This window comes from Yinghuangia aomiensis (assembly GCF_039542225.1).
Taxonomy (GTDB): domain Bacteria; phylum Actinomycetota; class Actinomycetes; order Streptomycetales; family Streptomycetaceae; genus Yinghuangia; species Yinghuangia aomiensis.
Genome location: NZ_BAABHS010000001.1, coordinates 439,794 through 463,548 on the forward strand (window position 1 = coordinate 439,794; position 23,755 = coordinate 463,548).

Annotated in this window: 16 protein-coding genes and 2 pseudogenes; 9 read left to right on the forward strand and 9 right to left on the reverse strand. The window is 67.3% G+C overall.

Annotated features, from left to right (window positions below; genetic code table 11):
- Positions 1 to 432: 432 nt before the first annotated feature.
- The gene (locus tag ABEA93_RS01875) at positions 433 to 741 is read left to right on the forward strand and encodes a hypothetical protein (RefSeq protein ID WP_345673429.1); all 309 of its coding nucleotides are present in this window, start codon (positions 433 to 435) and stop codon (positions 739 to 741) included.
- Between the two features lie 31 nt (positions 742 to 772).
- Here the strand turns inward: ABEA93_RS01875 and ABEA93_RS01880 are convergent, their stop codons facing one another.
- Positions 773 to 1,195, reverse strand: a complete 423-nt coding sequence (locus ABEA93_RS01880) for a MerR family transcriptional regulator (RefSeq protein WP_345673549.1) — start codon at positions 1,193 to 1,195, stop codon at positions 773 to 775.
- A 503-nt stretch (positions 1,196 to 1,698) separates the two neighbouring features.
- Between ABEA93_RS01880 and ABEA93_RS01885 the strand changes: the two genes are divergently transcribed.
- A complete protein-coding gene (locus ABEA93_RS01885) occupies positions 1,699 to 3,228 on the forward strand; it encodes a SulP family inorganic anion transporter (RefSeq protein ID WP_425584772.1) in 1,530 nt (509 codons plus the stop codon).
- 731 nt (positions 3,229 to 3,959) lie between these two features.
- On the opposite strand, the gene ABEA93_RS01890 is transcribed toward ABEA93_RS01885, so the two are convergent.
- The 3 genes from ABEA93_RS01890 to ABEA93_RS01900 all read right to left on the reverse strand — a co-directional run bounded on the left by ABEA93_RS01890 (position 3,960) and on the right by ABEA93_RS01900 (position 6,476).
- The gene (locus tag ABEA93_RS01890) at positions 3,960 to 5,024 is read right to left on the reverse strand and encodes a tyrosine-type recombinase/integrase (RefSeq protein ID WP_345673430.1); all 1,065 of its coding nucleotides are present in this window, start codon (positions 5,022 to 5,024) and stop codon (positions 3,960 to 3,962) included.
- A gap of 540 nt (positions 5,025 to 5,564) precedes the next feature.
- The gene (locus ABEA93_RS01895) at positions 5,565 to 5,744 is read right to left on the reverse strand and encodes a helix-turn-helix domain-containing protein (RefSeq protein ID WP_345673431.1); all 180 of its coding nucleotides are present in this window, start codon (positions 5,742 to 5,744) and stop codon (positions 5,565 to 5,567) included.
- Between the two features lie 105 nt (positions 5,745 to 5,849).
- The gene (locus tag ABEA93_RS01900) at positions 5,850 to 6,476 is read right to left on the reverse strand and encodes a helix-turn-helix domain-containing protein (protein WP_345673432.1); all 627 of its coding nucleotides are present in this window, start codon (positions 6,474 to 6,476) and stop codon (positions 5,850 to 5,852) included.
- A gap of 395 nt (positions 6,477 to 6,871) precedes the next feature.
- Between ABEA93_RS01900 and ABEA93_RS01905 the strand changes: the two genes are divergently transcribed.
- Positions 6,872 to 9,790 carry an NACHT domain-containing protein gene (locus ABEA93_RS01905; RefSeq protein ID WP_345673433.1) on the forward strand — a complete coding sequence of 973 codons (2,919 nt, stop codon included), beginning with the start codon at positions 6,872 to 6,874 and terminating at the stop codon, positions 9,788 to 9,790.
- A gap of 351 nt (positions 9,791 to 10,141) precedes the next feature.
- On the opposite strand, the gene ABEA93_RS01910 is transcribed toward ABEA93_RS01905, so the two are convergent.
- Positions 10,142 to 11,464, reverse strand: coding sequence for an AlbA family DNA-binding domain-containing protein (locus ABEA93_RS01910; protein WP_345673551.1), 1,323 nt, complete (start codon positions 11,462 to 11,464; stop codon positions 10,142 to 10,144).
- 529 nt (positions 11,465 to 11,993) lie between these two features.
- Between ABEA93_RS01910 and ABEA93_RS01915 the strand changes: the two genes are divergently transcribed.
- Together ABEA93_RS01915 and ABEA93_RS01920 are read left to right on the forward strand one after the other, a co-directional pair.
- Complete coding sequence (locus ABEA93_RS01915) at positions 11,994 to 13,490, forward strand: AlbA family DNA-binding domain-containing protein (protein WP_345673434.1); 1,497 nt, start codon at positions 11,994 to 11,996, stop codon at positions 13,488 to 13,490.
- Positions 13,491 to 13,728: 238 nt separating this feature from the next.
- A pseudogene (locus ABEA93_RS01920) lies at positions 13,729 to 14,191 on the forward strand (GNAT family N-acetyltransferase).
- A gap of 43 nt (positions 14,192 to 14,234) precedes the next feature.
- Here ABEA93_RS01920 and ABEA93_RS01925 read toward each other — a convergent pair.
- Together ABEA93_RS01925 and ABEA93_RS01930 are read right to left on the reverse strand one after the other, a co-directional pair.
- Entirely contained in the window at positions 14,235 to 14,993 is a 759-nt protein-coding gene (locus ABEA93_RS01925) for a hypothetical protein (protein WP_345673435.1), read from the reverse strand.
- A 526-nt stretch (positions 14,994 to 15,519) separates the two neighbouring features.
- Entirely contained in the window at positions 15,520 to 16,881 is a 1,362-nt protein-coding gene (locus ABEA93_RS01930; protein ID WP_345673436.1) for a hypothetical protein, read from the reverse strand.
- 93 nt (positions 16,882 to 16,974) lie between these two features.
- Here ABEA93_RS01930 and ABEA93_RS01935 point away from each other — a divergent pair, with 93 nt between their 5' ends.
- Positions 16,975 to 17,181 (forward strand): hypothetical protein, encoded by a 207-nt coding sequence (locus tag ABEA93_RS01935; RefSeq protein WP_345673437.1) that lies wholly within the window; start codon positions 16,975 to 16,977, stop codon positions 17,179 to 17,181.
- A gap of 981 nt (positions 17,182 to 18,162) precedes the next feature.
- Here the strand turns inward: ABEA93_RS01935 and ABEA93_RS01940 are convergent.
- Positions 18,163 to 18,917 (reverse strand): annotated as a pseudogene (locus ABEA93_RS01940) (IS5 family transposase); the annotation flags it as partial.
- Positions 18,918 to 18,959: 42 nt separating this feature from the next.
- Entirely contained in the window at positions 18,960 to 19,949 is a 990-nt protein-coding gene (locus tag ABEA93_RS01945; RefSeq protein WP_345673438.1) for a hypothetical protein, read from the reverse strand.
- Positions 19,950 to 20,348: 399 nt separating this feature from the next.
- Here ABEA93_RS01945 and ABEA93_RS01950 point away from each other — a divergent pair, with 399 nt between their 5' ends.
- The 3 genes from ABEA93_RS01950 to ABEA93_RS01960 all read left to right on the forward strand — a co-directional run bounded on the left by ABEA93_RS01950 (position 20,349) and on the right by ABEA93_RS01960 (position 23,752).
- Positions 20,349 to 20,810 (forward strand): hypothetical protein, encoded by a 462-nt coding sequence (locus tag ABEA93_RS01950; RefSeq protein ID WP_345673439.1) that lies wholly within the window; start codon positions 20,349 to 20,351, stop codon positions 20,808 to 20,810.
- A gap of 88 nt (positions 20,811 to 20,898) precedes the next feature.
- Positions 20,899 to 22,473: a type I restriction-modification system subunit M gene (locus ABEA93_RS01955; protein WP_345673440.1), complete on the forward strand. Its 1,575-nt coding sequence runs from the start codon at positions 20,899 to 20,901 to the stop codon at positions 22,471 to 22,473.
- A complete protein-coding gene (locus tag ABEA93_RS01960) occupies positions 22,466 to 23,752 on the forward strand; it encodes a restriction endonuclease subunit S (protein WP_345673441.1) in 1,287 nt (428 codons plus the stop codon). Before ABEA93_RS01955 ends, ABEA93_RS01960 begins: the two co-directional genes overlap by 8 nt.
- Positions 23,753 to 23,755 lie beyond the last annotated feature (3 nt).

Sequence of the window (23,755 nt, forward strand, 5' to 3'; positions counted from 1 at the left end):
ATGGCACAAGGTCGAATCGGACTGGTTCCTGATGGTCGATTTAGGGAGCCATCGGCCAACGCCCGCCGCATCCAGGCACCTGTGCCCGGAAGGGAATCTGTCGCGTCGCCAGTGGCGGGAGTTCTCCGTCCGCGTCGCCGAGGCCATCGGTGGGCGCGTGACACTCCACCCGGCCGTGCCAGAGCACCCGCGACCGTGGTGGGGGCGACCGCACGACCTCAGCGCCCCCAGATGCTTCTAGGCCCTGTACTGCGTTGTGATCACTGACTGTTCCGGGCGAGGTCCTTGATCCAGATCATGGCGGCTCGGAGGTGGAGTGCGGCCAGGTAGCTCGCGGGGGGGCTTGTCGTATCTCGTGGCGGTGCCCCGCCAGGCCTTGAGCTTGGTGATCAGTCGCTCGACGGTGCTGCGCTCTCTGTAGAGGACGGCGTCGTGGCTGACGGGCCGGCCGCCTCGGCTGCCCTTCTCCTTGCGGGGGACATCTGGCCCGCATCGGCGAGGAGGTCGGCGCCGTCCACGCCTCCGGGCACCACCGCCCGTGCGGCGACCGCGTCCCCGGAACCCGGCGCCCGCGAGCGGTCGATGCAAGCCCTCCTCGACGCGCTGACCACGCTGATCGCCCCGAACGGCGACGACCCGACCGACCCCGCCAACGGCGGCACCGACCACCCGCTGTGCCCGCGCGGGCTGTTCTTCACCGACGAAGCCCGCAACCTGTACGAGGCCATATCCCCGGCCTGAACGGGCCTCGGACCAACTCGGCCTGGACGGCTCACCGCACTTCCACCGGCCCTTCGACCGGGGCGGACGCGTCCGTGTGGGAGGCAAGGCGTGTGCGCAGTGTGGCGGCGAACTCCTCGGCGCGGGCGAGTTGGACGCGCAGACGCTCCACCTGCTCGGTCGCGGCCCGCTCGTACGTCGCGATGCGCCCCAGCAGGTCGGCGTGCTCGGCGGGCCCGACCTCGGAACCGCCGTCGAGCTGGTCGGTGGCCGCCAGGAGGTCGCGCATCTGGTCCAGGGAGAAGCCGAGGGGCTTCATCCGGCGGATCACCATGAGCCGCGCGACGTCGGCCTCGGTATAGAGCCGGAACCCGCCCTGCGAGCGGGCGGAGGGGACCACCAGGCCGGTTTCCTCGTAGTGCCGGATGGTGCGCAGCGACAGCTCGGTACGCGCCGCCACCTCGCCGATCTGCATGTGCCCGTCCACGCCGCTCCCGACCCCATCCCACCTGTGCCCGGCCCGTTGCCTGACCATTGTCCGGCCTGTCGCCCGACCCGCCGCCGAGCCGGTTCCCGAGAGGCGGGGCGCCCCGGGTTCGATCTCTACCCTAACGTCACGGTAGAGTCGTTGATCGCGAGGGTCGCCCGTCCCGGCGGCCCGGTGCGTCAGGCGTGCACCCCCTAGGGTGCCGCGTGGAGGCGCCGGAAGCCGACCGTATCCGGCCGCCGGTCCGATGCTCCAGGGAGGCAGCATGCGCGCGTCGATGTCGACGGCGCCGGTCGCTGCTGCCTGCCCGCCGTGATCCGCCGCCCCGCCTGACCCGCGATGCGTCATCGCGTCGCCCCATGCTTCCGGCCCGCCGCGCGGGCCGACCGCGGAGTGCCGCCCGGCGCGTCCGCGCCGTCCCCCGCACGCCCCGGTTCCCCTTGGACCAAGCGTCCCCCGGCGTGCCCGCACAGGGAACAGGTACTCCTGCGTTGTCCTCTTCCGCACCGGCGTCCGCGCCGCTGGCATCTGCCCCGAACGCCGCGGCGCGTCTGCGCGCCCTCAAGCCCGACTGGTTGCGTGATCCGAAGGTGTGGCGCACCGAGGTCCTCGCGGGCCTGGTCGTCGCACTCGCGCTGATCCCCGAGGCGATCTCCTTCTCGATCATCGCCGACGTCGACCCGGCGGTCGGCCTGTTCGCCTCGTTCACGATGGCCGTGGTCATCTCGATCGTCGGCGGCCGCCGCGCGATGATCTCCGCCGCCACCGGTGCGGTCGCCCTGGTCATCGCTCCGTTGAACCGCGACCACGGGTTCGGGTACCTGGTCGCTGCGGTCATCCTCGCCGGTGTCTTCCAGATCGTGCTGGGCTCGCTGGGGGTGGCCAAGCTGATGCGGTTCGTGCCCCGCTCGGTGATGGTCGGGTTCGTCAACTCCCTCGCCATCCTGATCTTCATGGCGCAGGTGCCCGAGATGCACGACGTGCCCTGGGAGGTGTACCCGCTCATCGCCGGCGGGCTGGCGCTGATGGTGCTCTTCCCCAAGGTCAGCAAGGTCGTTCCCGCGCCGCTGGTGTCCATCGTCATCCTCACCGTGATCACCGTCGCCGCCGGGATCGCGGTGCCGACCGTCGGCGACAAGGGCGACCTGCCGTCCTCGCTGCCCACCCCCGGCCTGCCGGACGTGCCGTTCACGTTCGAGACGCTGAAGATCATCGCCCCGTACGCCCTCGCCATGGCTCTGGTTGGGCTGATGGAGTCACTGATGACCGCCAAGCTCGTCGACGACATCACCGACACCCGCTCCAACAAGACCCGCGAATCGATCGGCCAGGGCGTCGCGAATGTGGTCACCGGCTTCTTCGGCGGCATGGGCGGCTGCGCCATGATCGGCCAGACCATGATCAACGTGAAGGTCTCCGGCGCCCGCACCCGCCTGTCGACGTTCCTGGCCGGCAGCTTCCTGATGGTGCTGTGCGTGGTGTTCGGGCCGGTCGTCTCCGACATCCCCATGGCCGCGCTCGTCGCCGTGATGGTCATGGTGTCGGTCGCCACCTTCGACTGGCACTCCATCACCCCGAAGACCCTCAAGCGCATGCCCGCCGGCGAGACCACCGTCATGGTCGTCACCGTCGCCTGCGTGGTCGCCACCCACAACCTCGCCATCGGCGTCATCGTCGGCTCCCTGACCGCAATGGTCATCTTCGCGAAACGCGTCGCCCACCTCGCGAACGTGACCGGCGTCGTCGACCCGGACAAGAAGCACGTCGTATATGCCGTGACCGGCCAGCTGTTCTTCGCCTCGTCGAACGATCTGGTCTACCAGTTCGACTACCGCGGCGACCCCGACGACGTGGTCATCGACCTGTCCGACGCCCGCATCTGGGACGCCTCCTCTGTCGCCGCCCTCGACGCCGTCGAGACCAAGTACGCCGCGCTCGGCAAGAAGGTCACCATCATCGGCCTCGACGCACCCAGCGCGCAGTTCCACGACAACCTCAGCGGCGAACTCACCCGCCACTGACGCCCCTCCGACCCACCGCCGACACCGGACGCCCGCACACGCCAAGCGCCAGGCCCGCGAGCAGCCCACCCAGCGGATCACGGGACCGGCGGCCACCGGGGCACGGGTGCCCCGCGAGTTGCGCCTGTTGCCGACCCGGCGCCGGGTCGGCTGCAGGCATCCCGAATCTCCATCGATCTCACGGCCACCAGCCAGCCCGCTGGACACGTCGCCGGCCTGTCGCTTCATCACGCGCCCCGATGAGTTCCGAACGCTGTGCCGCACCTGAACTACCCGCCGGCGAGCGGTCCGCAGGTGCTTCGGTCTTCTCCGGGACCCCGGAGGGCGCAGTGTCCGATCGGGCCTCGGGTGGGATTCATCGCCGGGACAGGGCAGGACTCTGCGTGCCTTGTCGTGTGTCGGCTCCGGCCTGGCCGCGGTGTCATCGCGGACGAGATTCACGCCCGGCGAAAGCGACTCCGGACCGCTCTCCACGGCCGCACAATCACCACGGCGCAGGCCGAACACCCGGAAACAGTTACCAAGAGTGAGCAATGGTCGTGGCGCATCCAGGAGCAAGAAGGGCCTGCTGACCTGCGAAAACGCAGGTCAGCAGGCCCTTTCTCAAGCCGGCGGTGGACGAGTCGGCTTATACGCCGGGCACTGTCTCCTCATGGGCAGCGACCTGCGGAAACGTCTGTGAGCGGTGCCGGATCGCCACGCGATCGCCACACTCGTGGTGTCTGCGTCTGTCAGGTGGCATCGTCGTCGACCTCGATCGTAGAGGGTACGTCGACGTCCGCGGTCTCCTCGAAGAATACGGCCTCGAGGGCGTTGCGGTCGCGCGCAGCTGCTCCCTTCACCTGGTGGTGGTAAACGTCGTTCAGAACGTCCTCCGAGGCATGCCCGAGGTAGAGCTGAACAGTTGCCTTCGGGATGCCTTGGTCCAAGGCATGCGAGGCGAACGTATGGCGAAGGTCGTGGTACCGGAACGTCGGCGGCAGGCCTGCTGCAGCAAGGGCCTTCTTGAACCACTTGTAGAAGCCATCCCTGCGGAGCAGATTCCCCCGTGACGACGGAAACACCACGTGTTCGCCCTGGGGTGTTACCAGCACGGCGTGGGCATCCAGATGATCCCGCAGGGCCCGGTGGGCGAAGGCTGGGAGAGGAACCTCGCGTTCGTGAGAAGTGAACGTCTTGTTGTAGTCGACAAGGTGTGGCTTCGACCGCACCTTGATGACCTGCCGACGAACGACCAGCACGCCCGCCTCGAAATCGATCACGTCTTGGCAGAGGCCGAACGCTTCGCCCGAGCGCAGCCCGCAGCCTGCACCGACCATGATCAAGGCACGAAGATGTGCGGGCATCGCCTCGTACAGTGCCCAGACTTGCTCACGGGTGGCGGGAACGATGTGCTTGCGCCTGACCTCCGGCAAATCGACGTCCACGCACGGCGAGTGCTGGAGTACGCGCTTGCGCACCGCGCTGTTGATGCAGGCGCGGAATGTCTTGTAGATGAGGTGAACGGTTCGGGGTGCCAAGCCGCTTTGCGACAGCCCGACGACCCACGCCTGGACGTCCTTGGGCTCGATGCGGTGAAGGCGCATCCCCCCGAACGCGGGCTGCATGTGCCTTCGCACGTTCCGCGTGTAGGACTCCTCGGTCCCAGGCCGGCGTGCTTTGGAAGACAGCCACTCCTCGGACCACTCCAGGAATGTGATTCGAAGATTCTTGGGCCGGGTCACGACGCCGAGCGACTTGGCCTCCAAGACCTTGCGCTCGTACACCAGCGCATCTGTCTTCTTGGCGAAGGTCATGTCCGCGGGCTCGCCGTTGGCGTCCCTCACCCGGGCGGTCCACCCGTGCGCGCAATCCACCCGCTCGCACTGGCACTTCGCGAGGCATGGGCACTTCTCTGCCTGCTTGTGCCTACATGAACTTGAGCATATGCAAGGGCACTTGCATCGCTTGCCTATGGCCACGTCGATCCCCCGTTCTTGTTCCGGCCGTACCTGACGGCGGGTCGGCAAACCAATCGCGGCGCGCTCAACTGGGCGCCGCGGTCCTCGGCACGCCGGGCGTGGCTTGACTGCCGGGAGGTCTTCGGTCCTGCACCCTGCAACTGGGCAGGGGGGACGCGATGGTCACCGCCCATTCAAGAGCGACAGCTGCTTGCGGCAGCAACTCTTGGACGTGCTGGGCTATTTGCCCGTCGACGCGGCGACCGCTGGGTTGTACGCGGCCACTCGTGTTTGAACGCAAGTCGCGTCTGGGGCGCGTCGACCTAGGGCAGGACGAACCTGCTGTTGACCGTTCGCGCGCTGAGGTGGGCTGCGGCGGAGTCGACGCGAAGCTGCTCAGGCCGCCTGCTGGTCAAACCATCGTTCGAGGTCGCTGGGGCGGCAGCGCAGTTGGTTGCCGACCTTGCGGAAGGGCATGCCTTGCGGCCGCCAGTTTGCATATACCCACGACACCGGTTTGTCGAGGTAGTCGGACACCTCGACGATCGTCAGCATCTTGATCGGCCTGTCGGCCACGGGCCTTCCTTTCGACTTGCACTCACTCAGGGAACCTTGGCGCCATGCGGACTTCGTGCGTCCGTACGAGCGCAGCTTCGGCAGCGGGTCTCTACCTTGCTGAGCTCAGGCGCTTGCATCTGAGCGTGCGTCGTGCTCCCAAACGGCTGCGAGCCGAGGCGGTAGCGGCGCCGGGACGAGTCCGTCCTGGAGCATGGCTTCGCGCATCTCAAGGAGGCAGCGCACGTCGTCGGCGAGCATCGCGTCCGCATAGGCCATATTGGCGCCAGGCTGCCGCCGACGGTCCTCACGGATGCGCAGCGACACCAAAGCGGTATGCACCGCCGCAGCGTGAGCGCGGTACCGGTCGATGACCGCCCGGGGGCCGCTGATCGGAGCAGCATCCTCGCGGACCTGCTCGTCGGTAAACCAAGCCACCGCGTCCCAAGCGGCGACGTTGTGGCCTGGAAGAACTTCGACCTCGTCCTCCCCGCCGAGTGGGAACAGCAGGCTGATCGGGGCGACCTTCAAGGCGCGCGCGAGGACTAGCAGATCGGTGACGGGCAGGGCTCCTCGTCGGCCGGTCTCCAGGTTTGTCAGCGCCCGCGACGGCACCTCAGCCCCAAGGGCCGCGCACGCCGCCGACAATTCGTCCGCAGTAAGGCCCCGAGCGTTGCGGACCCGGCGGATCTCCTGGCCAACCGCGAGCGTGAACGCGGCAGGCCATTCCGAAGTACTCATGGTGATCATCATGCATGGAAGACAGTGTGCAATTCAAGCATTCTCAGGCATTGAACTTGTGAAAATCTACGATCATCGCGCCTCTAGTGCCCACGGTGAGCGCCCTCCGGGAACTGGGACGTTCCGGGGCCGCCGGTGCGTGCGCAGTGACGGACGCGCAAAGCCTTCGAAAATCAACGATGCTTGATCAGGGGCCGACTTGAGCGGCTGGCGGCTGCGATATGCGATGGGACGCGATGCCGCGGCGGGCCCTGAGTGCAGCGACCCTCTTCTGGCGATAGGCCGGTGACTCGCCGGCAGCTTGTGTGCCCTGCATGGGCTCGTCGGCTGGCGCATGACGACTCGCGTCGGGCTGGGCTGCCTGATTCGGTGGTTGACGGCCGCGGCAAGGTGGCACGATTTCTGCCATGCCGGACTACGACTTGACCCGTCTCGGACCGCGGGCGTTCGAACAGCTTACGGTTGCGCTCGCCCGTTGCGAGTTGGGGCCAGGCGTAGAGGCGTTCGGGGACGGGCGTGATGGCGGTCGCGAGGCGACGTTCGACGGCACCATCGACTGGTCCAAGACGGCGAACCCAGGTGCCGGTCATCCGGACTCCTGGAGCGGCTACACGGTCCTTCAGGCGAAGTTCCAGGTCAAGCCCAAGGCGCAGCCTCACGACAACGCCGTGTGGTTCCAGAACGAGGTCGGCAAGGAGATCGCGTCTTGGCGTAGGGCCGCGCGTGCGGACACGCGGACGCGGCTGCCTGACTATCTGATCTTCGTGACGAATGTGGACCTTTCGCCGGTCGCGCGGACAGGGGGCTTGGATACGGTCACTGCCTTCGTGCAGAAGCAGTTGTCCGATGGTGAGACGCATCGTGATGGGCTGCACGTTCGAGGGTTCCGGATCTGGCACGCAGACCAGATTCGCTCGATGCTGGACGCCCACCAAGGGGTGCGGTGGGCGTACCCGGGGCTTCTGACCGTCGGCGATGTGCTGTCGATGCTCGGTCGAGACGTGGTCAGCATGGGTTCGCTCGAGGTGCGCGACCCTGTCCGTGAGGAGTTGTTGCAGGCACTGAAGGCGGACCGGTGGATTCGCCTGAGTCAGTCGGGGGGGCCTGGGGACGCGAAGCTCTGGCTGGACGATGTCGCCATCGATTTGCCGGCCACAGCGGATGAACCGGAGGCGACGACGGTTCAGACGGTCCGGCACATCCTGGACCTCGGCGACATTGTGCTTCGGCGTCGCCAGCCAGGTCGTGAAGTTCGCTCCAACGTGGTCCTTGTTGGCGGACCGGGACAAGGGAAATCGACACTCAGCCAGCTCATCGCGCAGGCCTACCGGGTGGCCATGCTGACCGATGCGGATCTTGCGTCCAGCACGGCTGAGATTGTCGGTGGTACACGGGCAGCGCTGGGGAGGCTCGGGCTCCGAGTCCCCGGGAACCGCCGCTGGCCGGTCCGCATCGATCTCGCTAAGTACGCCGAAGAGCTGGCTACCGGCAGCGAGACGGGGTTGCTGCGGTGGATCTCGACACAGGTATCGAAGCGCACGACCGTTCCCGTTCCGCCTAAGGACCTGCACGGGTGGCTGCGATCGTGGCCGTGGGCGCTGATCCTGGATGGCCTTGACGAGGTTCCCTCACTGGAAGCCCGCCGCTTGGTATACGCGAAGCTCGACGAACTCCTGACCACGGCGGAGGACATCGACGCAGACCTCATGGTCGTGGTCACGACACGGCCCACAGGGTACGACGAGCGCTTTCCATCGGACCGGTTCCAGCACTTGAATCTTCAACGGCTGCCGCCGGCTGCCGCGGCGTCGTTTGCGCGTCGTATTACCGCCAAGCGCTTCGTCGACGACGACGACATGCGGATCCTGGTGGCTGAGCGCATGACCGAGGCCTCGCGAGACCCTGTGACCGTCCGGTTGATGGAGACTCCGTTGCAGGTGACCATCATGTCTCTGATCGTGGAGAAGTACCCAACGCTGCCACCGGACCGTTACAGCTTGTTCAACCTGTACTACGAGACGATGTGCGAGAGGGAGATCGCGAAGGGCATTGCCCTGTCGCGTTTCATTTCCACACATCGGAAGCAGGTCAATCGCCTGCATGAGCAGGTTGGCCTCGCCCTGCAAGTGGCCTCCGAAACTGCCAAGAATGCAGAAGCGGTGCTAAGTCCGGACGAACTCAACGAGTTGGCCGTGGATCGCTTCGCCAGCAGCGGCTTCGACCCCGAAGATGCACAGACACATGCCACCACGTTGGTCAACGCCGCGACCGAGCGCTTGGTCCTCCTCGTGCCCCGTGACGCGGGGATTGGCTTCGATATCAGGACCCTTCAGGAGCTCATGGCAGCACGGTCGATCACTGAAGGGGACGATTCTCAAGTCCTCGAGCGACTCCGGCTGGTAGCCCATCACCCGCACTGGCGCAACACATTCCTGCTCGCTGTCGGACACCTACAAGTGGTGTCGGATCGTTTCGAGAACCACCTGCTCAACCTGCTCACCACACTGGATGTCGATCCACGGCGCCTGGGTCCGCGATTTCCATCGGCGCCTGCCTTGGCAGCAGACATCCTGGAGGACAATCTCGCCGCCCACCGCCCGGCCTTCGAGCGAGGTTTGGTCCACGTGGTGTGCTCGGCACTCGACCACCCCCCGGTGGTTGACCTTTCACGGTTGGCGGCAGCGCTGTTGCGCATCTCGAGCACCGGACATCGCAGGACTACCTTTGACCGCATCGCCTCTGCCGTGACGGCCGGCGCATCCCGACGCGCAGCAGCAGCGCTGCTTCTTCACGAGATGCGTCGAGGCACGCGGGACAATGGCCCGCTCACCAGCATCCGCATTGCCCTCGAGAACCTCAAGTTGTCAACTGCCGAAGTCGCGGCAGTGGATGCTTGGGAGCAACTGCGCCGGGACGTCTTGCCGTTGCCTGGCGCTTTGGTCGGTTCAGAACGCGATGTTGCGTCCTATCTGAACCTGCTTGTGGGGACACTGGATCTCGGACCCGATGACGCGGTTGCGCTGGTGGAAGGCCTTGCTGTCTTGGCAGGGGTCCACTATCGCCTGGACGGGCCACCTCCTGAGACAGCTGTGGTCACGCGATACATGGCGAACGTCAACCCCGAGCCGCTTCTGCAGGCACTCGACAGCTACGAAACAGCCCGCGCGCTCGCCTTTGCCCTTGACACCGTGCCTGCGTCCCACTGGGCGATCGAGAGCGCGCTCGGCTATGTCCTTGTTCCGGCGCGCAACAGGCAGGCCGTGGGAGGCGAACTGCGGCGCGTAGTCGCGGAAGCGCGGGCATCGACCTTGGGGCCGCCGTGGTGACCTGCTGGGACCGCACGTCAACTCGGCAACACGTCAAGGACGAACTTCCCGACCATATCCTCTGGTTAGCGCGGCGCGCGTTCGGATCGCGGTCAACCGGTCCCCGCATGGCAGCGCGCGGCAGCACAAGGCAGTTAAAGGCGGGCGCGGTCGAATGCGGTGAACACGAGTGCCAGCAGGCCGACCAGCGCGGCACCGAAGCCGGGTGACAGGCAGATCGGCCAGTCCGGCGCGTCTTGCAGCTCTGGCATGGTTCGGCGAAGGCTTGCCCCTCAGGCGACGGCTTCGTCCGTCACGTGTTGGGCCTCGACGACCATGCTGGTTCGCGGCTGGTGGATGCTGTGGACCCGGTCAGTCCACAGCATCGAGCCTGTGCTGGAGTACCCAGTTGGCCGCGGTAGCAGTCTCGTTGCCGAGCCACGCCGCCGGCCGGACCGCCCCGTCGCGGGTGAGGTGGGGAACCTCGACCATGCCGTAGTTCTGGACGAGGTCCCCGAGCAGCTCGGCGGCCGCGGAGACCAGAGGCCCGCGGCCGTCGGCGAGGTCGTCGATCAGCGCCCGGGACTCGCCGGTGGCGAGCCACCGGCGCTCGGGTGCGACAGCCTCGTACTCGGGCTTCCCCGCCGAGAGGCGCTGCATCAGGTACGCCCAGTTGCCCTCTGCGAGCCGCTTATCGACCGCAGGCCACTGGTCTTGTTCGAGATAGAGATGGGCATCCACGCAGGCCTGCACACGCAGCGCAGCGGTCCCTGAACACCCTGCGGTGAAGGCGGCGTGCCGGGCGAGATGTCCGAGGGCGCTGGCCACGGTGTGCACCAGAGTGTCCAGATCGAAGCCGCTGTCGGTGCCGCCATAGGGGTGCGCACGCGTGGAGACGCGGTTGACCCAGCGACCCCAGGAACCGGACCCGTCGGTGTGAAGCTCGGCATGGAACTCGTTGCGGCCACGGGGGCCGTCACTGGTGTGTACGACGCGCCGGTGACCGACCGCTGTATGGCGGAACACCAGGTGCTGCCTGCCGACGAGCGGCCGGTCGTCGGCCGCACTGCGGCGGAGCCGTTCGACGGTCTGCTGGTCCAAGGTGAGATTGCCGGGCAGATCCGGCACCAGGCTCACTGTGATGAGTGGTCCGGAACTGCTGCGGGCACGGGCCCGGAACACGTCGCTCTCGACTTGGTCGAGCCGCGCGGCGCGGTCGGCCTGCGCGGCGTGGCGGCGCCGATAGGCGGTGTCGATCTCGTGCTCCTTGAGCTGGACGGTGGTGGTCCCGTGCCGCCGCGGGTAGCCCGCCGGTTCGCCGCTGGCCAGGATCTGGTGCGGGGCGCCAGGGCTGGGGGCGACCACGATCAGCAGGATCCCTTCGTGGTCGGCTGGGTCCACCTTCTTCTCCAGCAGCGCGATGCCCGCCGGGACCGGCAGGATGTTCCGCGTGGCGGTCGCGGTGATCTTGGTGAGGCTGTGGTCGGTGACGTCGACGGGGCGCACCCGAGTCGGCAGGCGGGTGCGTCGGTCCTCGTCCATGCCCAGGACCAGCACGCCGCCGACGTGGTTCGCGAACGCCGCGATGTCCTTGGCAAGTTCCGCGCGGCCCTCGTTGGTGGTGCCGTAGTGGGCGCGCTTGTAGTCCAGGTCCTCCGCCTCGGCGGCATCGGGGTTGCCGATCAGCGCGACCAGTTCCGCTTACGTCACTTTGTCCAGGGTGGCCCCGCCGAACAGGGCCTCGATCCGGGGTAGGCGGATGGTCATGGCGTGACGCTAGCCGGTGTCTATGCGGGTACGCCTGCGGATTTCGCGCAGGCAGCTACCAGCACCGGCCGTGATGCGGTGGGTCGGCAGTCACAGGCCACCCACGCCGCGAGGCTCTGTCGCTCCGCCTCGCCCCGTTCGGGCGCGGGTCGGCAGGAAGGGACGGGTTCGGTCGGCCTCGGTTGTGGGTTGTGGGGATCTACGGATGTGCTGGGTGGCGTTGGCGGGGCGAGCGCTGGGGAGCGGCAAGAGAGGCGTGGTGCATGGGGACCTCCGGGAGCCCGGTTGGTCCGCAGCGTCTACCCGCACTCCGACCTTGGGGTGGTGGGAGCGCCTCGCGTCGAGGGCGTCGTCCTCCTCGGCTGCGCGATGACACAAGGTTGTGTGCGCGTTCTCCGGTGGGGTGTCGGTGGTGTCGGTCATGCTGGCGGGTCACGACACACGCTTGGTGGGATGCATGGGAACTGGGTTCGACCTCTCTCGGCGTATTCATCGGCCAGCCGATCTGCTCGACCTCATCTACACGATCCGCGACGGGAACATCGACGAGGGCATCTGGCTGGAGTGGAAGTCCGGGCTGGACTTGAAGGCCAAGGCCGGGCAGTTCCACGTGGCGCGAGCGGTCGTCGGGATGGCGAACCGCATGCCGGAGACTGCGGCCCGCTTCTGCGAGGGGCACGGGTATCTGCTGGTCGGGGTGGAACGTGGCCAGGTCGGCGGGATCGCCGAGGTGGATTCGATCGACCTGGGGCGCTGGGTGGAGGCGTATGCGGGGGACGGGCCGCGGTGGTCGCCGCGGTACATCCGCGCCGAGTCCGCGGACGGGTCGTCGGTGGATGTGTTGGTGGTGGAGGTCGAGCCGCCCCGCTGGGGCGATCCGATCCACTGCTTCCGCAAGATGTACGACTACGCGGCGGACGGGACGGTGTTCGTGCGCCGTCTCTCCGAGACCGCGCCGGCAAAGTCACGTGAGATCAACGCGTTGTCGCAGCGGCTCCTGGCGAGCCGCAACCAGCTTCAGATCGGCGTCGAGGTCGCTGGCGGCGTGCCGCTGGGAGCTGTGGACGTCGGCGAACGCGATCTCGGAGCCTGGGTCGTGCGGGCCGCGGCCGACGCGTTGGAGCCTCTCGAACGGGCGGAGGTGCGGGAGGCGGCCCGGGCCGCATCCGGCGGAGTCGTCGACCTCGACGCAGATCCCGACTTTCAGGTGCGTCGCGCGTCGCGGGTCTCTCGGGCCCGAGAGGTCGCCGAGAGTTCCGCCGCGGTCAGCGCGGCCCAGGCGGCGGCGCAGGAGCTGGAACGCAGAAAGGCCGCCGTCTTCGAGCAGCCGGGTGTGATGGGGTGGTTGGCGGGAAGCGAGCCGGATCCGCGGACTGGTGCGCAGTACCGTGCGGAGGTCGCCGCCTATACCCGGGAGCTTGCGGAGGCACTGCCCGAGGCCGTTCGCGTCGGCGCTTCGTGGCTGGTCGCGCCGCTGGAGCTGCGGCTTTCGAACCCGACCGATGGCCATCTCAAACTTGTCGAGGTCGAGTTGTACGTGCCGGGCGAGGTCGAGTCCGTGGTCCCCGAGGCGAACGAAGCCGCGTTGCCGGAGCCCCCGCGGCCGTACGGTCCACGGTTGCGCGCCGCGACCTTCGGTTCGATCCCGGTGCCCGGAGGTCTGTACATGAACGCTTCCGTTCTCGCCGCTGGGAACGCGTCGCCTTCGTACCGGGGTCCGGTGATCCGCAACGGGGGTTCGACGACGGTCGTGTTCCCCGCGACCGACCTGCGCGCCCGGGAGATCTTGGACCTGGACCCCGTCGTCCTGGTCGTCTACGCGCCGGCACCGCGCGTGATCCACGCGCAGTGGAAGGCCACCTGCACCAACCGCGACGGCGTGGTGTCCGGGACCCTCGAGCTCCCGGTGTCACAAGCCCCGGGCCTCGACCTCGCCGCGATCCTGGCGGACTGAACACGGGGTACGGGTCAACGCCAGGGCCGGTCCTGCGTGGGCCCTACCCGAACACCGGTGCGGGGCCGGTGGATGGACGGATTCGGCGGCCCCGCCCCGATGTTCGGAACGCCGGGGGACTGGTCGATGCGACCCCCACGCCCACCCATCAAGCGGGTCCGGGAGTGACGGCCGTCATCGTCCGGGCCCGGCGACCGGAGCACCGGTGACTGCGCCCGCCGCCTGCACCGTCGAGGGCATGCGACCCGAACATGCCGGGCAGGTCCTGGCGATCTACCAGGTCGGCATCGACACCGGCCATGCGACCTTCGAGACCGCCGCCCCGGCATGGGGCCACTTCGACACGTCCAGGCTTCCCGGCCACCGCTTCGTCGCGCTCGACGAAGGAGACGGTGTCCTCCGCTGGGTCGCGGTCTCCGACCACTGCGTGTACACCGGGGTCGTCGAACACTCCGTCTACGTCCACCCCAACGCCCAGGGCCGAGGCATCGGCCGTATCCTGCTCGAGGCCCCGATCCCCTCCACCGAAGCCGCCGGCGCCTGGACCGTTCAGTCCGGTGTCTTCCCCCGAGAACACCGCCAGCCGCTGCCTGCACCGCAGCGTGGGCTTCCGCACCGTCGGGGTGCGCGAACGCGTAGGCCGGCACCACGGCAGCTGGCGCGACGTCGTCCTGATCGAGCGCCGCAGTCCGATCTTGTGAGCGCCCGCGCCCTGCGTCACCTGGTGCTGGCGGCCCCTCGTGGTCAGTCGTCGGCCCACCGGTTCTCGAACATCCACGCCGACGCGAGGTCGTCGACCACGGTGCCGTTGCGCTCGTATGTGCACACGATGCACCGGCCCCGTCCGATGCCCACGCCGTAGTCGTCGATCGCGGTGACCTGCAGCGTCTCGTACCCGCACACCGGGCATTCCTGGAAGTCGTACCCCTCCGGGCTGTGCTTGGGGTGGTAGCCCTCGTACTGGTTCACGTTGGCCGAGCGCCGCGCCGCCTCCTCGTCCCCGATCTGCTCCAGGACCGCGAGCGCCAACGCCTGGGAACGCCGGTCCTCTTCGCGCGCACCGGCCCAGTGCCGGTCGCCCCGTTCGCTGTCCAGGCATCGCAGGCTCCGGTGCTCGTCCAGCGCGAACAGCGCATCGACGTGCCGACGCTCGAGCCCCCCAGGCCCGCGGGCGTGCCGGACGGCCTGGGTGCGGGCGATGCCGTCGCGCAGAACCGCCGCATCGATACGGACGTCCCACGGCTCGTACGGACCGTCGCCGAACATGGCATGATGCGCCTCGCCGCGGACGCGGTCCTCCTCGGGCTCGGGGATGACGCACACGCCGCCGACCGGCGGGATCCGCTCCTCGATCACGTCCAGGAGCTGGGCGGCGGACCGCACCCGTCCCTTCCGATCGTGCTCCTCGCCCGGCCATTCCGAAGCAACGACTGCAGCTAGGGCATTGGACAGCGCCTGGTCGAACGTCCCGTCCCCCGCTTCGAGATCGCTCTCCAAAGCCATGCAGGACGCGGCAAACGTGGACTCCCGTTGGAGCCTCAAAGCATCGGCGGGTGACAGCGGCGGCAACTCAAGGTTCACCGCAGAATCGTCCCCCACCCGGACGGCGATCCGCCTTCCCATTTCCGGGGGCGCGCTGGCCGGCCGCCCCCACCAGGCCAGAGCCGAGGAAGGCGCAAAGAACACACAGGCTCAAGGCCTTCGTTTGCAGCACTTGAGAATCCGCAGGTAAAGGGGGCCTGTCGGAACAAGTGTGCACGCGTACGGACATGCATCACAACGGACAAAGCCGCCTCCTCGAATCTGGCAAAGCGGCTCTGGCCTGCGGTTTTACGAGCGGGTGACGAGCATCGAACTCGGGCTCTGAGCTTGGGACTTACATGATCGATTTCGCGTAGCTGCAGGTCAGCGGCTCGCGGGTGCCGATCGGCTGCACGCAGCGGGCTCGGCTTAGGCCGCGGTTGACCGTGTGTTACCACTCTTACTGGTGCGCCAGTGATGTGGACGCCTTGAACGCCTCCTTTCGTCGTCACTGCGGGGCATGGTGGTCTTCGCGGGGCGGGAGGGCTGCCTCGGCCAGGGACCCTGCGATCGTCGTGGTGTCGATGGTGACGGTTCCGTGTGCGGTGCCATGCACGTCGGTGGCGGCGGCGGTTGCGTTCCAATGGATGGTGACGGGCCCGGGCGCTGTGCATGCGAGGACGACCGGCGGGAGCTGCACGGTCTTGTTTGCGCGTAGATCGACTGCGTTGTACGTGATGGTCAGGCGACCCTTGTCGTGTGCGATGTGGGGGCCGTCGAGTACGGACAGGTCGAAGGGCTGATGGAGGTCCGCGTAGAGCGATGACGGCGCAGCGTTTGGAATCATCCAGCGGGGGCCGGATTGGTACGCCGTCGGACGCGGCAGGGTGGAGCCGTAAGGGCGGGGTCGGCGCGGCCAGCGGATTGAGGGCGCAGCGATGGCGGGGCGTGGCGGGCGTACGGCGTAGATTTCTGACGGCAGGCTGAGTTCGAGTTCGATGCCGGCCAGGTAAGCGGGGGTGAGGCTGACCAGGTGCACCGTCGTCGGGGGCAAGGCGTCGATGTATTGGTCGATTTCCTGGGCCATCGCGGTGCGGCAGGCGTCCATGTAGGCGGCGGCCTCATTCCGGTACTGCTGCGGGGTGCGCGAGTCGGGAGGCGGTCGTTCGGCGAGTGGGGAAAACGCGGCGAGCGCCGCGGCAGCCGAATCGCAGATGTCGAGCCAGGCGGCCAGGGAATGTTGCTCCTCCTCGTCGAGGTCCTCGCCGGCGCGGCCGCGGTCGGCCAGTTCCGCCCATTCGTCGAGGGTGCGGCTGCGTTCGCCGGGAACGCTCGGGATGTCGTCGAGGTTAAGCACCGAATCCTGGGCAGGTTGCGGTGCGGCGCGTTCGTGGGCTTCCACCGAGGCGAGGACTGCGCGTTCTTCGGCATGGAACCAGGCCCGGATTGCGTCGGCACCGAGGTCGTACTGGACTAGCGGACCGCACTGCACGTCCACGGCCCCCTGGAGGCCGACGGGGGAGTACGTGGGGGACGCGGCAGTCTTCCGTGTCCCACGGTCCGGAATCGTGTGTCCGTTTTCCGGCTCGGCTGGCGTCTGCGCCTGCTCGAGAAGGACGAGCAGCGGGTGCGGGTCGAGCCGGAGCGTGTTGGCGAGCAGGCGCACGGTGGCTTCGGTGATCGTCCCGCCGTTGAGCGCTTGACTGACCGTCGTCCGGCCCAGGCCTGCGAGTTCGGCGAGTCGTTTCGTTGCCAGTCTGCGTCGCAGCTGGGCTGCGCGCAGGCGCTCGATCAATTCGGCCTTCGCCTTCGCCGCCTCGTCCACGCCGTCCCGTCCGTTTGCTCGCCCGCCGTCGAGGTGTTCAGTCATGCACGGATTCGTGTTCGGCGAACACGGCCGAACATCACCGCCTTCAGTGTGGACGCCACGGAGCCGTCCTATCCGAGGTTTTGGAGTTCAGCTGTGACCACTCCCGTCGTCGTGATCGTCATCCTGGGCATCACTGTCGCCCTGCTCAGCGCCGCCCTGATTGCGGGGGCGGCGGCGGTGCTCGCCCGGGCGGACGGCGCCACCCGGGCAGCGGCTGCGGCCTGTGCCGGTCGTGCTTTCGCTGGCACCTGCTTGGTCCTCGCCGCCGCGGTCGGGACGGTTGCGGCGCTGGTGACCTGATGCTTGTTGTCGTCCCGGGCAGACGAGTTTGGCGGCGAAGGTCGCCACCGGGATGAACTCTTCGTCGGGCAGCGCGGCGTAACCGTGTCTGCGTTGTGCGCTCGTGCACTGGTGGCGCAGGGCGGCTGCGGTGGTGGCGTGATCGCTGTGCTGTTGGACGTCGCTAGCGGTGGCGCCGTGGGCGTACAGAAACACCGCCGACGCGGTGCGCAGGTCAGGCCAGCCGGCGGCCTGGCGTGCGCTTGCGAACGACTGCTGGCGCTGGGTGCCGCCCGTGCCGCCCGGCTGCGCCCCCGCTTGAGACCCTCAGCGCCCGCCTACACCCAGGATCTCGGCAAGGGCGAGGCACGGGAAAGCAGCATCGTCGCCGACGAACTCCATGCGCGACATCGCGGCCACCATCCAGGCCAAGCAGGACAACCTCGTGCGCGCGGACCTCGGAGGCGGGCGGGTGTGGCGGATCAGCCGCGACGGCTGCGCAGGCGGCGGTCACCAGGGGGATCACCGCGGCTTTGACCGCCAGGTGCGACCGCGCCAGAATACTGCCCATTTGCCGTACCTAGGCGCGCTTGGGTCCCCGTGGAGATCTTGCCTGGTTGCGGCATGGTGGTCGCGGAAGCCGACCGCCATCACCCTGCGGCCATGGCCGTGATGGAACTGAGGGTGTCGCTGCACTGTGGCTGCACCGATGCGCTCAGGAAGGGCATTGCGCGCGGTGTGTGAGGCGAGGGAGCAGGCGCCGGACAGACTCTGGTCTGCGGTCCTCGCGGCCGTCACGGAGAGCGTGACGGCCGCGGTGTGACCGTGGGTGACGGACCGGGCACTTAGGCCACGGCTCACTCTGCGAACGAGCCTTCACCCGACTCCTACTTAACCCGTCGCGGCTTAGAGGTCCTAACAAAGACGTAGTACGTGTCGGTGTGTGATGAGGCAGGTGGCGAGGCCGAGGAAGGCTTCGTGGATGTCGTCGCGGCGTTCCCAGCGGATGCGTAGGCGGCGGAAGCCGTGGAGCCAGGCGATGGTGCGTTCGACGACCCAGCGGAGTTTGCCGAGGCCGGAGCCATGTTCGGTGCCGCGGCGGGCGATGCGGTGGCCGATGCCGCGTTTGCGGAGCAGGCGGCGGTACTTGTCGTGGTCGTAGCCGCGGTCGGCGAGGACTTCGGTCGGTCTGTGGCGGGGTCGGCCTGGGCGGCCGTTGCGGACGGGTGGGACTTTGTCGAGGAGCGGCAGCAGTTGGGTGACGTCGTTGCGGTTGCCGCCGGTCAGTGAGACCGCAAGCGGGATGCCCTGGCCGTCGGTGAGGATGTGGTGCTTGCTGCCCGGTCGGGCTCGGTCGACCGGGCTGGGTCCGCTTTTGGGCCTCTTCGGGCGGCCCGGACGTGGGTGGAGTCGATCACCGCCCGGGACCAGTCGAGCTTGCCGGCGGCGTGAAGCCTGTCCAGCAGGATCGCGTGCAGCCGGTCCCAGACGCCGGCTTCGTTCCATGCGGCCAGCCGACGCCAGCAGGTCATGCCGGAGCCGAAGCCGAGCTCCTGGGGCAGGTACTCCCATTGGATGCCGGTGTGTAGCACGAACAGGATCCCGCACAGCGCCTGCCGGTCCGGCACCCGAGGCCGGCCCGGCACCTGCTTGAACTGCGGGACCGGCAGCAGCGGCTCGACCAGCTCCCACAACTCGTCCGAGACAATCCACGGACGCAACTCCCCTTTGCGCACGCACCGTTCAACGAGCCGCACGCACAGAAGTCACCCTCACAAACGACGTTCTGTTAGGACCTCTTAGCGGCTGGGGGCTGTGACAGTGACGTCGAGACCGTCGTCTGCGGTCCGGAGTGCGCTGACGCCGAGGCGGGCCCACATGTCCGCGATTCGTTCTCCGGCGGACTGGATGTCGCGGTCGATCCGGGCGAAGTCGTTGCGGTGAGGGATGCCGGGGTTGGCTCGGAGAAGGTCTCGGATGGGGTACCAAGCGGGTCCGAGATAGCGGCTGACAGCGCGGTGGCCGTGCTCAGGCGCGTCAGGCGCCAGCAGTGCCCCGCGGGCATGGTCGACGGAGGTTGTGTGTGCGGCGAGTTTGAGGACTTGGTCGGTGCTGCCGATGAGGCGGTTGACCATGTCCTCCAGAGTGAGTTCGTGGGTGCGGTAGGCGTCGACGAGGTCGGGCCAGCCGGGGTACACCGTCGAGTCCAGGGCTTTGAGGTACGCCTGGTGGTAATCGCCTTCGAAGAGATCGCCCAGGTGGAGAGGGCGCCGTCCGCCGTCGGTGGTGATGAGGGTGGTGCCAAGCACGTCATTTGACAGGATGTTGCACCGGTATTCGTCGGCCGCCTCGTAGGCCAGGATGCGCGCCATTTCCGTAAACGTCTGGGGGCGGGTGGGCCGTGGTGGACGGGTACCGGTATCGGCGCGGAGTCGGCTGAGGAGCAGGTGTCCGTGTTCGTGCGCGGTGATATGGAGGAAGTTCAGGAGGTCAAAATCATCATTGTCGGGGACACCCACCACGATGACCGTGTCTGTGAAATCGCGGCGTTGGGGGAGCGTCTTGCCGGCAACGGTTCCGCCGAGGCGCTCGGGCTGGAAGCCTGGTTCGCCGTATCGCTGCACTGAGGCGGTGATGTCACCGGTGAGCACGACGGTCAGGCTGAAGCTGGGCACGTCGCACTCCGCGGCGATAGCCCAGACGACGTCTTGAACGTGCTCGACCGCGGTGATGAGTCCCGGCTTCGGGTTGCGTTCTTCGACGATCTGCACAGCGAAGGGGGTGGTCACGGGCATCCTCGGGTTTCGAAGTGCTGAATGGCGGGACGATACCCAGCCGTTGCGACATCGCTGTGTGCCGCCGACGTGCTGTCCAGAGCGGGAGATCTGCATCCGTCCCGGACTGCGCGCCCCGCGGCCGCGTACCAGTCGGCGCTGGCGTCTCAACGGCGAGGGAACCATGGGTGAACGATGCTGCCTGTGTCCGAGAAGGTAGGCCGGGCGTTGGCACGCTGCTCGATGTCTGACCGTCTTGCCATGCGAAGGGGGCCCGTGTGTCAGGGGGCTCGGACATGCTGAAGATGCGCCAACACTCCTGAGATGAAGAGCTGTTAGGTCTGGCCCCGATTCGCACGGGCAGGTTGGACCTGCGGTCCGCTCGTGTGATCAATGCGTTCGTGGGAGATATGCATGCGTGAGGACGTGCGGCTCATGGCGGACTGGTCGCCGTGGGTTCCGCTGCTGGGCGTCGAGGCACCCCGCCTGCCAGGTGTGTACTTGGCCCGTTGGGGAGCGGACGGCCCCGTGGTGTACGTCGGAAAGGCCGGCGACCGAGACGGCAACGGGACTAAACCGAAGCAAGGGCTGCACGGTCGTCTACGCCGCTACACCTCGGGAAAGGCTTTGGCCTCGGGATTGGGTGAGGCCGTGTTCGACCGTGCCTTGGCGGACGCCAAGTGGGTGCGCGAACGACTGACCGCTATCGAGTCGGGCCACCCGGAGCGCGCCACGGACTGGGGGAAAGCTGCGCTCGCATGGGCCGACCTGCAGGTCTGCTGGGCCACCACCGCCGACGCGAGTACTGCGGCTGCGCTGGAGAAGGAGGTGCTGGCCGCATTCGCCGCCACAGGCGTGTGGAACCGGGCCGTCTGACGCTAGGCCGCGAGGCCAATATGGTGGCAAGCAGGATCACTATGGCCTTCGGGCCGCACACTTTGACGAGCAAGGACACCCCCGACTGATGGCAGTGACCCAGCAGGAGATCGAGAGCCGGTTGTGGGACGCCGCGGACGAGCTGCGCGTGGCGATGCCCGAAGCGCAGTACTCCTCGGTCGTCTTCCCGCTGATGTTCTGGAAGTACCTGTCGGACACCTGGGAGCACCAGCACCAGGAGTTCCTGGCCGACAACGAGGGCCTGGACAACCTCTCCGCCGAGGAAGCCCACGAGATCGAGTACCGCGACTACCAGTCGTTCGAGATCCCGTTCATCCACTCCGGTACTGTCCAGAAGCGTCGCGCCTCCTGGTCGTCCATCCTCGCCACCGTGACCCAGCCCAAGCTCGGCGAGCGTGTCCGCACCTCCCTGCAGGCCATCGAGACCGCCAACCCCGACAAGTTCTCCCGCCTTTTCGGGTCCATGGCCTGGACCGCCGAAGAGGTCCTCCCGGGCGAGGTCCTGGGGGCCGTTATGCAGGCGATGGACCGCGTCCCGAAGATGCACGAGGGCAACATGTCCCACGATGTGCTCGGCGGGGCGTACGAGTACCTGCTCAAGCGGTTCTCCGACGGGTCCGGCACGCGCGCCGGCCAGTTCTTCACCCCGCGCGAGGTCGTCGAACTGATCGTCGAACTCCTCGACCCCAAGGCCTACGAGTCGGTGTACGACCCGACGTGCGGGTCTGGCGGCATGCTCATCGCCTCCGCGAACCTACTGAAGGCTCACGGCGGCCGCGGATACACGCTCAGTCTGCACGGCCAGGAAGCTGTCGCGGACACCGCGGGCGTTGCCCGCATGAACCTGTTCATGCACAACCTCACCCAGTTCCAGGTCGAGGTGGGGGACACCCTCAAGGACCCACGCTTCAGAAAGCCTGATGGATCGGTTGCGCAGTTCGACGTGCTCCTCGCGAACCCGCCCTACAGCCTGAAATGGAAGCCCTGGGCCCAGGACCCGCGCGCCATCGGAGGAGTCGCCCCGCAGTCGACAGCGGATTGGGCGTTCGTACAGCACATGATCGCCAGCATGGGGCCGAAGAAGGGGCGCGCTGGCGTCGTCCTCCCGCACGGCGTCCTCTTCCGCGGCGGCCAGGAAGCAGCCATCCGTCAGCGTGTTCTGGACGACGACCTGCTGGAGGCGGTCATCGGCCTGCCAGTGAACCTCTTCTACAACACCAGCATTCCCACAGCCATCCTCGTGTTCCGTGCCCCTGGTACCAAAGCGCCGGAACGGCAGAATGGCGTGCTGTTCATCGACGCCTCCAGGCGATTCACTAAGGCCAAGAATCGCAACGTTCTCACCACATCCGACATCGCAAACGTCGTGGCCGCCTACAACGCCAAATACGACGCTGACGGCAACCCGCTGGACCCCGGAGAGTCGAGTGGACTCGGGGCACGGTTCGTCCACACTGCGGAGATCGCGGCGAACAAGTACGACCTCAACCTCGGCCGTTACATCAAGCAAATCGCCGCCGAGGAGGAGGACCTCGGTCCCCTCATCGACGCCTACAACCTTGCCCGGGCCGAGCGCCAAATGACGGAGCAGCGCATGCTTGCGGTCCTCTCCGCCGCGGGCATCGAGGGCTTCGATGAGTGACTGGCAGCAGGTCAGCATCGGTGACCTGGAGGCCCCTGTGCACCGCCAGGCAGCCGTTCCGCCGCAGGGATCGAGGACTTCGATGAGTGACGGTTATCCGCTTCGCTCGCTCGGCGAGGTAATGCGCATCGACATCCAACGCACACCCATGAAGCCTGCAACTACCTACCGCCTGGCCGGGGTTCTCAATGCAGGGAAGGGGGTTGTCGCTAAGGGGGAAATCGACGGTGAAGATACCGAGTACGCAGCAATGAACGTGCTGCGCGCCGACCAGGTCGTAATGCGAAAACTGACTGCATGGGAAGGCCCGATCACCGTAGTTCCGGCTGAGTTTGATGGATTCGTCGTCAGCAACGAGTTCCCGACGTTCACGCTTGGCCCAGACCTGACGCCCGACTGGATGAGACACCTCTGCCGCTCGCCGCGACTCTGGGCAGAAATGAAGAGCCGCGTGAGCGGGACGGTTCAACGGCGCAAGCGCCTCAATCCAGAGCAACTATTGCAGATCCAACTCCCGATCCCACCCCGCGAGGTGCAAGCGCGAATCGTCGAGGTGCTGGATGCGGTCGATGACCAGGTCGCCGCGCTCGACACCGAAGCGGATGCGTTGCAAAACGTTCTACGCCGCCGCCGCGCTGACTCGCTGACCGAAATCCCAGCCGTTGAAGTCCGTGCGGACGAGGCATTTAGCATCATGATGGGACGCCAGCGCTCACCCCAACGTGCCACCGGCCCGCATATGACTCCCTACCTACGTTCTGCCAACGTCGGTTATGGAACCCTGGATCTCTCCGACGTACTTGAGATGGACTTCAACCCCGGCGAGCGTGAGACCTTCGGGCTCCGCTATGGGGATGTCCTGGTCTCCGAGGGGAGCGCAAGCGAGACCGCAGTGGGAATGCCCGCCATGTGGCGGGACGAAATCCCCGCTCCGGTCTGCTTCCAGAACACCCTGCTTCGCTATCGCGCCATCCAAGGCGTCAGCATTTCGGCGTTCGTCAATCACTGGTGCCTGTGGGCGTACGAGTCCGGAAAGTTTCGTGACGTCGCTGGCGGAACCAACATCAAGCACATCGGTTCTAGGCGAGCCGTACAGATGCGAGTGCGTCTCCCGAACGTCACCGACCAGGCTCGCATCGTGACAGAGCTCGACTCGATGAGCGAGGTCATCGCGACGACCCGCGCAGAGGCCGCCTGCCTTCGTGAAGTCCGGGCCGCGCTGCTGGCGGGGCTCCTGGACCGCACCATCGACATCGGGTCTGTTGAGTCGGAGGTCTGAGCC

What these genes read in the sequence shown, in the direction of transcription:
- ABEA93_RS01955 (WP_345673440.1), top strand. Translation starts at nt 20,899, where the DNA reads ATGGCAGTGACCCAGCAGGAGATCGAGAGCCGGTTGTGGGACGCCGCG.
- ABEA93_RS01950 (WP_345673439.1), top strand. Translation starts at nt 20,349, where the DNA reads ATGCGTGAGGACGTGCGGCTCATGGCGGACTGGTCGCCGTGGGTTCCG.
- ABEA93_RS01890 (WP_345673430.1), bottom strand. Translation starts at nt 5,024, where the DNA reads ATGACCTTCGCCAAGAAGACAGATGCGCTGGTGTACGAGCGCAAGGTC.
- ABEA93_RS01925 (WP_345673435.1), bottom strand. Translation starts at nt 14,993, where the DNA reads ATGGCTTTGGAGAGCGATCTCGAAGCGGGGGACGGGACGTTCGACCAG.
- ABEA93_RS01930 (WP_345673436.1), bottom strand. Translation starts at nt 16,881, where the DNA reads ATGACTGAACACCTCGACGGCGGGCGAGCAAACGGACGGGACGGCGTG.
- ABEA93_RS01905 (WP_345673433.1), top strand. Translation starts at nt 6,872, where the DNA reads ATGCCGGACTACGACTTGACCCGTCTCGGACCGCGGGCGTTCGAACAG.
- ABEA93_RS01915 (WP_345673434.1), top strand. Translation starts at nt 11,994, where the DNA reads ATGGGAACTGGGTTCGACCTCTCTCGGCGTATTCATCGGCCAGCCGAT.
- ABEA93_RS01880 (WP_345673549.1), bottom strand. Translation starts at nt 1,195, where the DNA reads ATGCAGATCGGCGAGGTGGCGGCGCGTACCGAGCTGTCGCTGCGCACC.
- ABEA93_RS01960 (WP_345673441.1), top strand. Translation starts at nt 22,466, where the DNA reads ATGAGTGACTGGCAGCAGGTCAGCATCGGTGACCTGGAGGCCCCTGTG.
- ABEA93_RS01900 (WP_345673432.1), bottom strand. Translation starts at nt 6,476, where the DNA reads ATGATGATCACCATGAGTACTTCGGAATGGCCTGCCGCGTTCACGCTC.